Origin of the sequence: Polaribacter sp. (assembly GCF_965656025.1) — a bacterium.
Taxonomy (GTDB): Bacteria; Bacteroidota; Bacteroidia; order Flavobacteriales; family Flavobacteriaceae; genus Polaribacter.
On sequence record NZ_CBFHJT010000045.1, the window covers coordinates 13356 to 25256 of the forward strand.

The window sequence follows — 11901 nt, forward strand, 5'->3', positions numbered from 1 at the left end:
ACAATTTTATCTGTAAATTCTGTGGTATTTGGGTTGGTAAATCTACTGTATAAATTACGTTGTTTTTCTTCTGCAAAAGAAGCTCTCATTTCTTCTGCGTCTTCAAAAACAAAACTTGATGTTAAATATAAAGGCGTAGAATGTTCAGAAAATTGAGTTCTTTCTGTTTGGTTTCTTATAGCTTCTGTTTCGAAATTTTTCATTTGTTTTTTGTTGCTGGTTATTGTTTGATGTTTTTTGTTGTTAAATAAAAACCAAAAACCATAATTTTTTTTTGATACTGAATTAAGTTCAGTATAACACCCTGTGTCAATTATTATGTTTTGCTAATCTTAAAATATCTCCAAAAACCCCTCTTGCTGTTACTTTATTCCCAGCACCTGCACCTTGTATTACAATAGGTTGCTCTCCATAAGATTCTGTATAAATTTCAAAGATTGCATCTGAACCTTTTAAAGAACCTAAAGGTGAATTTTTAGAAACAGAAACCAGTTTTACCTCTAAATTGCCTGTTTCTTTTGATAAATCTCCACTTAATTCGCCAATGTAGCGTAAAACATGATTTTCTTGTTGACTTTCTTTTAATTGCTGATATTCTTCGTTCATCAATTCTAAATTCGATAAAAATTCAGCAACTGTGCCTTTTCTTAAATTTTCTGGAATTAAATTTTTGATATTTACATCATCAAACTCGTTTTCTAATTCTAGTTCTCTTGCTAAAATTAACAATTTTCTGGCAACATCATTTCCACCTAAATCTTCTCTTGGATCTGGCTCTGTAAAACCAGCTTCTATTGCAGATTTTAAAACTTCAGAAAATGGTTTCTCTTGTACTGAAAATGTATTGAATAAATAACTTAAACTCCCAGAAAATACACCTCTAATTTTGGTGATATTTTCTCCAGATTCGTGTAACAAACGAATGGTATCTATCAATGGTAAACCTGCACCAACATTGGTTTCGTACAAATATTGTTTTTTGTATTCTTTTAACTTGGCACGAATTTCTTTATAAAAATCAAAAGAAAGTGTATTGGCTATTTTATTACATGAAACCAAATCGAAACCAGCTTCTATCAAGGGAATATAATTTTCTACAAATGGCACACTTGCAGTATTATCTACCGCAATTAAATTTTCGAGATGATGTGTTTTTGTAAACTCAATAATATCACTTACACTACTATTTTCTTCACCTTTTTCCTCTAAATCTTGCTCCCAATTTTTAGTGACTCCATTTTTTTGTAGCAATATTTTTTTAGAATTAGCTACTGCAAAAACATTTAATTGAATTTTTCTACGTTCTAAAACAGAAGGTGCGTTTTCTATAATTTGGTTAATTAATGTGCCCCCCACCAAACCTTTACCAAAAATGGCAATATTTACTTTTTTTGCAATTCCAAAAACTTGTCCGTGAATTACATTTACTGCTTTATGAAGCTCTGTTTTTTTAACCACCAAACTCACATTTTTACCAGTAACAGTATTGTTAAATAAAACAGGAACAATTTGGTTTTTAATCAATGCATTGTAAGGCAAATGAAACTCACTTAAATCTTGACCAATGATAGAAATTACAGCCACATTATCTACAATAGAAATCTGGTTTACATCTTGTGCATAAAAGTCGTTTTCAAATTCTCTTTCTAAGGCTAAAACTGCTTCATTTGCTCTGTTTGAGTCGATTATTAAACCAATTCCTCTTTCTGAAGAGCCTTGAGAAATGATGCTTACACTTATATTATTTTGACTTAAAGCTCTAAAAATACGTGCATCTACACCTACTTTACCCAACAAACCTCTTCCTTCGAAATTTAGCAAAGAAACATTGCTAATTGTAGAGATAGATTTGATTCCTTTTTCGGAAGATTCTGCTGTTATTAAAGTGCCTTTGTCTTCTTTTTGAAAAGTATTTAAAATACGAAGATTTATGTTCTTTTCTAATAATGGAATAATGGTTTTTGCGTGTAAAATAGTTGCTCCAAAATTTGCCAATTCATTCGCTTCTGAAAACGATAACTTTTCTATTTTTTTTGCATCAGCTACCAAATCAGGGTTTGCTGTAAAAATTCCACTAACATGTGTATAATTTTGTAGCTCATTGGCATCTAAATAATTGGCTATTAATGCAGCAGTGTAATTACTTCCATTTCTACCTAAAGTTGTGGTTTCTCCTTTTTTACTAGAGGCAATAAAACCTGTAAGAATATTTACGCTTTTTTCATTTTCTTTAAAATAAGAAATTACGTTTTCTGATGATAATGCTTGTATGGGTTGTGCATTTCCAAAATTATCATCAGTAATAATTAAGTTTCTTGTATCTACAACTTTCGCTGAAATGCCTTCCTTTTCAATTAAACTAGTTAATAGTTTTGATGATAGTATTTCTCCTTGTGCTAAAACTTCATCTTTAATTTTATTACTATAATCACCTAACAAAGAAACGCCTTCGAAAATTGTTTCTAAAGTTTTAAACTCTTTACTAAAATCTATTTTATCATTAGGTTTTTGTTGATATTCTTTAAATGCATCAAATGCAGATTTATAGGTTTCTTTTTTTGCAGCTTTCTCTAAAAGAGTCTCTAAATCGTTGGTGGTTGTTCCTCTTGCAGAGACAACTACTGTAAATTTTTCTCCGTTTTTATATTTGTCTAAAATAATTTCTATGGTGTTTTGTAATCCAACACCATTGGCCAAAGACTTACCACCAAATTTTATTACTTTCATCTTTTTTGCACTATAATCTTTATTAAAAATCGGTTCTATTATTTTTTGAAGCTGGTCATATTCCATTAAAAATGCATCATGACCATGTACAGAATTTATTTCGTTATAGGTTACGTTTTCTTTTGTTAATGCCAATTTTTTATGCGTCTCTCTATTTTCTTCAGCCGTAAAAAACAAATCTGAATCTACCCCAATAATGTGAATATTTGCTTCAATCTTGTCTAAAAGACTGCTGTTTTTTTCTCCATTTTGGGTAACATCAATACTTTTTAATAATTGATTCATCAATTTATAAGAAGATAACTGATAACGTTCTTGCAATTTTTTACCATGATGTAACAACCAACTTTCTACATTAAAAACGTCTGAGTTTTCTTTTTTAGAGCGATGAAAACGTTCTTTAAAAGATTCTGGTGTTCTGTAACATAACATCGCATGCATTCTTGCATCGTGTACAGGATTGCTGGAGTTTACCAAAAACTGTTCTTGTATTTGGCAATTGGCAATTAACCAATCTGTAGATTTCCAATCGGTTGCTATTGGTAAAAAATATTGCGTTAATTTATTCTCTAAAGCCACCATTTCCCAAGCAATTCCACCACCTAAAGAACCCCCAATTAAGGCAAATAATTGCTTTATTTTAAGTGTTTTTAATCCTTCAATAAAAATTCTAGCAATATCTCTTGCAATAAAATCTTTATAATTTTCAATTAAAAAACCATCGAAACCATTCCCAGGAATATTAAAAGATAAGATGCTATAAAACGAGGTGTTTATGGCTTTTTCTTTTCCAACAATATCAAGCCACCAACCATTTTTACCAGCAACATCACTATTACCAGTTAATGCGTGATTGATTAAAACCACAGGTGCTGTGCCTAATTCTTGACCAAAAACTTGATAACTCAAATTTAATTCAGGAATTATTACACCAGCTTCTGTGGTAAAATCTCTTATTTTAATATGTTCTAATGGATGTGTCAAATTTATTTGTAAAATAAATAACCTGTCATTTCGACCTTGTGGAGAAATCTAAAATCAATGTTAAGATTTTTCGACTTCATTTCATTTCGCTCAAAATGACAGTTTAATAAATATTATATTTCTGAAAAAGCGGCTTTTAAATCTGCTTTTAAATCTTCTAAATCCTCAATACCAACAGACAATCTAATTAAATCTGATGACACACCAGCGCCTTCTTGTGCAGCTTCATCTAATTGTTGATGTGTTGTACTCGCTGGATGAATAATTAACGATTTTGTATCGCCAATATTTGCTAATAAAGAGAATATTTTGGTTTTATCTGCAATTGTTTTTGCAGCTTCAAAACCTTTTTTAGGTCCAAAAGTTACAATTCCACTTTGCCCTTTTGGCAAATATTTTTTAGCTAAAGTATTGTATTTATTACTCTCTAAACCAGGGTAATTTACCCAAGCCACTTCGTCTTGTTTTTCTAACCACTTTGCTAATTCTAAAGCATTTTCTGAATGTTGTTTAATTCTTACAGGTAAAGTTTCTAAACCTTGAATGATATTAAACGCATTTGTTGGACTTAATGCACCTCCAAAATCACGCAATCCTTCTAAAATTAATTTAAACGTATAAGAAGCTGCTCCTAAAGTTTCATAATATTTTAAACCATGATATCCTGCAGAAGGTTCTGTAAATTCAGGGAATTTTCCATTTGCCCAATTGAATGTTCCTGCATCTATAATTGCACCACCTAAAGAGGTTCCTTGACCACCAATATATTTTGTTAAAGAGTGAATTACAATGTTTGCACCGTGTTTAATAGGATTTAATAACACTGGAGTTGCTACAGTGTTATCAACAATAAAAGGTACCTCTGCTTTTTTTGCGTGTTCAGAAATTGCTTCTAAATCTAATACATCTAATTTAGGGTTTCCTAAAGATTCTACAAAAAAAGCTCTCGTATTCTCTTGCACTGCTTTACCAAATTTTTCTGGTTCAGAAGCATCTACAAACGTAGTTGTAATACCAAATCTTGGTAAAGTAACACTTAATAAATTATACGTCCCTCCATACAAACTACTAGAAGCTACAATATGATCTCCAGCTTTTAAAAGTGTTAATAAGCCAGTTGCAATTGCTGCTGTACCAGAAGCAAAAACTACAGCTCCAATTCCGCCTTCTACAGCTGCCAAACGGTCTTGTAAAATTTGATTTGTTGGATTGTTTAAACGTGTATAAATAAAACCTAATTCTTTTAATGAAAAAAGGTTTGCCGCATGTTCTGAGTTGTTAAAAACATACGAAGATGTTTGGTATATTGGTACTGCTCTTGTGCCTCCGTTTGTTGTTACATCATGTCCTGCATGCAACGCATTTGTTGCTAATTTTTGTGTACTCATTTTTCTATTTTTTTTGAGTTAATAAATAATTAAAACAAAAGTCAAATGCATCAGTTTCTTTTTTTACCGATGTACTTACTAGAAAAATGTTATTAAGAAATTAGTATCTCCCAGAACTGGAAAATTCTTTTTTGTTATCTATCCAAATATTAAAAATAATTGAGTAGAATGTAGCACCTTCTTTATCTCTAAAGGGTTGCTAAGGTTTCACAGGGTCTAATCCCTCCACCTTTCTTGATAACATTTCAATAAGTTATTGAACTTTGTGAATGCAAATATATGTTCAGAAAAATTTAATATCCAAATTAAAAAGTAGTTTTTTTAAATTTTATATAGATTCTATAAATAATAGCTTAAAAAATTCATCATTCTTAAAAAAGTGAGGCATAAACAAGTTAAAATTATTTAATTAATGATACTATCAGAAAAAATTATCACAAAATTATACGCAATTATATTTTTATAATGTAGCTTTGCACAAAACTTAGAGGAAAAATTTGAACTGATTGCAACCTCATTAAAAAAATGCTAAAGCAGTAATTACCTACTTCTTTTAGCGACTTTGCAATCAAAATTTATTTGTCATCTAATTATTTTAAAATAAAAAAAGAATAAAATATGTCATATTTATTTACCTCAGAAAGTGTTTCTGAAGGACATCCAGATAAAGTTGCAGATCAAATTTCTGATGCACTAATAGATAATTTTTTAGCTTTTGATAAAAGCAGTAAAGTTGCTTGCGAAACCTTAGTAACAACAGGGCAAGTTGTTTTAGCTGGAGAAGTAAAATCTAAAACTTATTTAGACGTACAACAAATTGCTAGAGAAGTAATTAACAAAATTGGGTATACCAAAGGAGAGTATATGTTTGATGGCAATTCTTGTGGTGTTTTATCTGCCATACATGAACAATCTCCAGACATCAACCAAGGTGTAGATAGATCTAGCCCAGAAGAACAAGGTGCAGGAGATCAAGGGATGATGTTTGGCTATGCTACTGATGAGACTGAAAACTACATGCCTTTGGCTTTGGAGTTATCTCACAGATTGTTAAAAGAACTGGCTGTATTACGAAGAGAAAATAAAGATATTACTTATTTAAGACCAGATGCAAAAAGCCAAGTTACTATTGAGTATTCTGATGATAACAAGCCACAAAGGATAGACGCTATTGTTGTTTCTACTCAACATGATGATTTTGATGAATCTGATGAAGTAATGTTGACAAAAATTAAAAAAGATATTGTAGAAATTTTAATACCTAGAGTGGTTGCAAAATTACCTGCTCACATTCAGAAATTATTTACAGATAATATCACCTACCATATAAACCCAACGGGTGTTTTTGTAATTGGTGGTCCTCATGGAGACACAGGTTTAACAGGCCGTAAAATTATAGTAGACACTTATGGTGGAAAAGGTGCTCATGGGGGAGGCGCTTTTTCTGGAAAAGACCCAAGTAAAGTGGATAGATCTGGAGCTTACGCTACAAGGCATATTGCTAAAAACTTAGTTGCAGCTGGTTTATGTAAAGAGGTTTTAGTACAAGTTTCTTATGCTATTGGTGTTGCTGAACCTACGAGTATCAATGTAGAAACTTACGGAACAGCTAAAGTAGATTTAACGGATGGAGAAATCAGTAAAAAAGTTGCTAAAATTTTTGATATGCGTCCTTATTTTATAGAGCAACGTCTAAAATTAAGAACACCAATTTACTCAGATACTGCTGCTTATGGGCATATGGGAAGAACTCCAGAAATTAAAACAGTTACATTTACAAATCCAATGGGAGAAACTGTTTCTGAAGAAGTAGAAACCTTTACATGGGAAAAATTAGATTATGTAGAAAAGATTAAAAATATGTTTAATCTTTAAAAATAAAAACTATTTATTTAAAGCCTTTAGAATTAGTTCTAAAGGCTTTTTTTATTCTAAATTTTAACAAAAAAAAGCAAATCTCTTTAACAAATTTTTAAGAGCCCAAGCTAATCAGTTTACCTAACTTCGGACACACTAATTTAAATCAAATTTATAATGACAAAAAAAGTCCTAATCAAACTTCTTTTAGTTGCTTTTGTATTCGGTTTTTCAACGGAAACTTCTGCTCAATTTTGGAAGAAAAAGAAAAAAGAAGCCCCAAAAACGGCGGCCAAACCTAAACCAAAACCAAAAAAAGGAGGCATACAACCTTACAGTAAAGTTGTAACTAAAGAGCACAAAACAGACGATGGTTTGTTTAAAGTGCACACCAAAGACGATAAATATTTATTCGAAATACCAGATTCTCTATTAAGAAGAGAAATGTTAATGGTAACAAGAATCGCTAAAACTGCTAGTAATATTGGTTTTGGTGGTGGTAAAACCAACACACAAGTATTACGTTGGGAGAAAAAAAATAAGAATATCCTTTTAAGAGTGGTATCTCATGATGTGGTTGCTGATACCATTTTACCAGTACATGAAGCTGTAGTTAACTCTAATTTAGAGCCTATTTTATTTTCTTTTCCTATAAAAGCTTTTAGTAAAGATTCTACTGCAACTGTAATAGATGCAACCTCTTTATTTTCTACTGATGTAAAACCATTAGGTTTTCCTGCTTTTTACAGAAGAGCATACCAAGCTACAAGAATGGATAAAACTAGATCTTATATAGATAGAGTAAGTAGTTATCCAGAAAATATAGAAGTAAGACATATAAAAACATATTTTGCAAATAGACCACCATCTAATAGCGCTATTGGTTCAATAACTTTAGAAATGAGTAATTCTATGGTGCTATTGCCAAAAGTACCAATGAAACGTAGATATTTTGATGAGCGTGTAGGTTGGTTTGCTAGAGGGCAGACTGATTATGGTTTAAAAGCTCAAAAAAGTAAAACTGTTACTTATTTAGACAGATATCGTTTAGAAGTTAAAGATGAAGATATTGAAAAGTTTAAAAGAGGAGAGTTAGTAGAACCAAAAAAACAAATTGTATATTATGTGGATAGAGCTACTCCAGAAGAGTGGGTTCCATACATTATACAAGGTGTAAATGATTGGCAAGTTGCTTTTGAAGCTGCAGGTTTTAAAAATGCAATCGTTGGTAAAAGAGCGCCTACTAAAGAAGAAGACCCAGAATATAGTCCAGAAGATGTGCGTTATTCTGTAATTAGATACTTAGCTTCTCCAATACCAAATGCAAACGGACCTCACGTAAGTGATCCTCGTTCTGGAGAAATTTTAGAATCTGATATTAACTGGTACCATAATGTAATGACATTATTACACAACTGGTTTTTTATTCAAACTGCAGCCATTAACCCAGATGCACGTGGAAACGAGTTTAAAACAGAAACAATGGGACGTTTAATACGTTTTGTTTCTTCTCATGAATTAGGTCACACTTTAGGTTTGCCTCATAACATGGGGAGTTCTGTTGCGTATCCTGTAGACTCTTTACGTTCTGCAACTTTTACACAAAAATACGGTACGGCTCCTTCTATAATGGACTATGCACGTTTTAATTATGTTGCACAACCAGAAGATAAAGGTGTTTCTTTAATGCCAAACGTTGGTATTTATGATAAATATGCAATTGCTTGGGGTTACCGACCAATTTTAGATAAAACTGCAAAAGAAGAAAAACCAATTTTAGACTCTTGGATTTTAAAACATGCAGGAGACCCAATGTATAGATTTGGTCACCAACAAGCAGGTGGTGTTGTAGATCCTAGTTCTCAAACAGAAGATTTAGGAGATGATGCAATGAAAGCCTCTATGTATGGTATTAAAAATTTAAAAAGAATTTTACCAAGATTAGAAGAATGGACTTCTGAAAAAGGGGAAAACTACGACGAATTATCTACAATGTATGGCCAATTACTAGGTCAATTTAATAGATATATGGGTCATGTTTCTGCAAATATTGGTGGTGTGTATGAGTATTACAAAACATCAGATCAAGATGGAGCTGTTTACACACATGTAGATAAAGCAAAACAAAAAGAAGCGTTGCAATTTGTGATTGATGAGTTGTTTAAAACTCCAGATTGGATGTTGGACGAAAATATTTTTAGCAAAACAGAATTTTCTGGCTCAGTAGAAAGAGTAAGAGGTTTACAAGCAAGAACGCTAAACAATATTTTAGACGCTGGTAGAATGGCTAGAATGATTGAAAACGAAACTTTAAATGGATCTTCAGCTTATACATTAGTAAATATGATGAGCGATTTACGTAAAGGTGTTTGGAGCGAAATTTACTCTGGACGTTCTATAGATACTTATAGAAGAAACTTACAAAGAGCACATTTAGATAGACTAAACTATTTATTAAATGAAGCTAAAAACCAAAGAGGTGCAAATCGTGGTTATTTAAAAAGAAGTGGAATTACTATCAACCAGTCTGATGTAAAATCTGTTGCAAGAGGAGAGTTAAAACGTTTGCAAAGAGATGCTAGAAGAGCTATGAACAGTGGTAATACTTTAAGACGTTACCATTTGCAAGATGTTGTAGATAGAATCGATATGATTCTAGAGCCTAAATAATTTATTTAGATAAACTAATAGAAAGCCTCACAAATTTGTGAGGCTTTTTTTTAATTCCTAATTTATGTACTAACATTAAAAAACCTTAACTTTACTCTTAAAAATAAAAAATGCTTACAAACTACTACGATATTAAAAATTTAAAAGGAGACATTACTGGTGGCTTAGTTGCTGGTGTAGTTGCTTTACCCTTAGCATTGGCCTTTGGTGTACAATCTGGTTTAGGTGCAATTGCAGGTCTATATGGTGCTATAGCTGTTGGTGTTTTTGCCGCAATTTTTGGTGGAACAAAAACGCAAGCTAGTGGCCCCACAGGACCAATGACAGTTGTTTCTGCAGCATTAGTTGCTGCAGCTATAGAAATTACAGGAAGTATTGAAACGGCAATGCCCATAATTATACTAACCTTTTTATTAGGTGGTATTTTTCAAATTATATTTGGCTTTTTAAACATTGCTAGTTATGTGAAGTACTTTCCTTATCCAGTAGTTTCTGGTTTTATGAGTGGTGTAGGTTTAATTATAATAATTTTACAACTATTCCCCTTTGCAGGTTTACCATCCGCAAAATCTACATGGTTAATCATACAAGATTTACCCAGATTATTTTCAGACTTTAATGCACAAGCCTTACTATTAGGTGTTTTAACTGTAGTTGTATATTACGTTTTTCCATATATCACTAAAAAAATTCCAAGTGCTTTAGCCGCTTTATTAGTAGCTTCTTTAGCTGGATATTTTTTACAATGGAATGTACCTTTGATAGGTGAAATACCTTCAGGATTACCATCTTTACAAGTTAATGGTTTTTTTACAATTCCTTCTAGTACTTACTTTTTAATTATTGAGTACGCAATTGTACTTGCTGTTTTAGGTTCTATAGATTCATTATTAACTTCTGTTATTGCAGATAATATGACCAAAACAAAACACAATAGTAATAGAGAGTTAATTGGACAAGGAATTGGAAATGCCATAGCAGCAATCTTTGGCGGTATTCCAGGAGCAGGTGCCACTAAAGGAACCGTTATTAATATAAATAGCGGAGGTAAAACAAGGCTTTCTGGAACAATTCACGGGCTTTTTCTTTTAGCTGTATTGTTAGGTTTGGGTAAATTGGCTGCATACATTCCTTTATCGGTTTTAGCTGGTTTATTAATCCCTATAGCATTTAAAATTATAGATACAAAAGGCTTAAAACACTTAATAGCAGTACCCAAAGCAGATGCCTTTGTTTTGGTAGTTGTTTTATTGATGACCACTTTTGGCAGTTTAATACAAGCTGTTACTGTTGGTCTATTACTAGCTTCTCTACTTTTTATGAAAAAATCTAGTGATTTAGCAGAAAAAGGATTAGCCGTTAACACTTTGGCTGGTTTTGATGGCGAAAAACCTTGGCAAGATGAATTGCCTTTTTACGAGAAATTTAAAGAAAAAGTTTACATAAAGCATTTGTATGGTCCTTTATTTTTTGGTTTTACTTCACATTTTCAAAGTGAAATTAAAAAAATTCCTAAAGATGTAAAAGCTTTAATTATAAGGATGGATCGAGTTCCATACATAGATCAATCTGGTTTGTATGCTTTAGAAAATGCTATTTTAGATTTAGAACAAAAAGATATTATGGTACTTTTAGTTGATATTGATGAACAACCAAGAGATAAAATGAGCTCTATAGACATTATACCAGATTTAATTTCTGAAAAGCATATTTTTAAAAATGTAAACGAAGCTTTCGGGTTTTTAAAAACTTCTCTGTAATAAGTGAAAAGAAATATATAAACGTTAGTTGTCTTATTTAATTATTTATATTTAAAAATGAATTATTTGATAAGAGAAAAAGAATTTTCATCTCCTGAATCTATTAATTGTAAGTATTATTTGGTAGATAGAGATGCCAATAAAATTGACGTATTAATGGTTTCCTTTACAGGAAACTATCCTGATGGCTCCTTAGGTAAAAATCATGCAAAGTTTATATCTAGAAAAACAATTTCTGGATTAATTGAATTTGACCCAGATGCAGTAATTTTAGATTTTAGAGCATTAGAATATAATTGGGGCAATAATATTTTAGAGGTTTTTGAATACATTTATCTTCTAAAAGATGCCGAAAATTCAGCAGAAGAACCTAGTTTTCCAATAATTATTTTAGTTTCAGATTTATCAAAAAACGGCATGGTTTCTGTGCTAAATCCAATAGGCACTCAAGAAACATCCAATTTAATTTTTGATGACGAGGAGAAAGCCATAAAAAAAGCAATTAAGAAAGGAAA

Annotated in this window: 7 protein-coding genes and 1 riboswitch; of the genes, 4 read left to right on the forward strand and 3 right to left on the reverse strand. The window is 31.5% G+C overall.

All coding sequences use genetic code 11. The features are described from left to right. The 3 genes from ACTG3S_RS09540 to ACTG3S_RS09550 form a co-directional block, all read right to left on the reverse strand. Positions 1–203: PLP-dependent transferase (locus tag ACTG3S_RS09540; protein ID WP_439129133.1), on the reverse strand; the 203-nt coding region annotated here is incomplete at its 3' end. 106 nt (positions 204–309) lie between these two features. Beyond that, positions 310–3711, reverse strand: coding sequence for a bifunctional aspartate kinase/homoserine dehydrogenase I (gene thrA, locus ACTG3S_RS09545; RefSeq protein ID WP_439129134.1), 3402 nt, complete (start codon positions 3709–3711; stop codon positions 310–312). A 113-nt stretch (positions 3712–3824) separates the two neighbouring features. Beyond that, positions 3825–5099, reverse strand: coding sequence for an O-acetylhomoserine aminocarboxypropyltransferase/cysteine synthase family protein (locus ACTG3S_RS09550; RefSeq protein WP_439129135.1), 1275 nt, complete (start codon positions 5097–5099; stop codon positions 3825–3827). 131 nt (positions 5100–5230) lie between these two features. Next, a riboswitch (SAM riboswitch) is annotated at positions 5231–5343 on the reverse strand. A gap of 374 nt (positions 5344–5717) precedes the next feature. Between ACTG3S_RS09550 and metK the strand changes: the two genes are divergently transcribed. From metK to ACTG3S_RS09570, 4 genes are all read left to right on the forward strand, one after another. Next, complete coding sequence (gene metK / locus ACTG3S_RS09555) at positions 5718–6974, forward strand: methionine adenosyltransferase (RefSeq protein ID WP_439129136.1); 1257 nt, start codon at positions 5718–5720, stop codon at positions 6972–6974. A 159-nt stretch (positions 6975–7133) separates the two neighbouring features. Next, the gene (locus tag ACTG3S_RS09560) at positions 7134–9626 is read left to right on the forward strand and encodes a zinc-dependent metalloprotease (protein WP_439129137.1); all 2493 of its coding nucleotides are present in this window, start codon (positions 7134–7136) and stop codon (positions 9624–9626) included. A 110-nt stretch (positions 9627–9736) separates the two neighbouring features. Beyond that, positions 9737–11386, forward strand: a complete 1650-nt coding sequence (locus ACTG3S_RS09565) for a SulP family inorganic anion transporter (RefSeq protein ID WP_439129138.1) — start codon at positions 9737–9739, stop codon at positions 11384–11386. A 57-nt stretch (positions 11387–11443) separates the two neighbouring features. Beyond that, a partial coding sequence (locus tag ACTG3S_RS09570) for a hypothetical protein (protein ID WP_439129139.1) occupies positions 11444–11901 on the forward strand: 458 nt, incomplete at its 3' end.

Coding starts and splice junctions, on each gene's coding strand:
- ACTG3S_RS09550 (WP_439129135.1), bottom strand. CDS start 5,099: ATGAGTACACAAAAATTAGCAACAAATGCGTTGCATGCAGGACATGAT.
- metK (WP_439129136.1), top strand. CDS start 5,718: ATGTCATATTTATTTACCTCAGAAAGTGTTTCTGAAGGACATCCAGAT.
- ACTG3S_RS09560 (WP_439129137.1), top strand. CDS start 7,134: ATGACAAAAAAAGTCCTAATCAAACTTCTTTTAGTTGCTTTTGTATTC.
- ACTG3S_RS09565 (WP_439129138.1), top strand. CDS start 9,737: ATGCTTACAAACTACTACGATATTAAAAATTTAAAAGGAGACATTACT.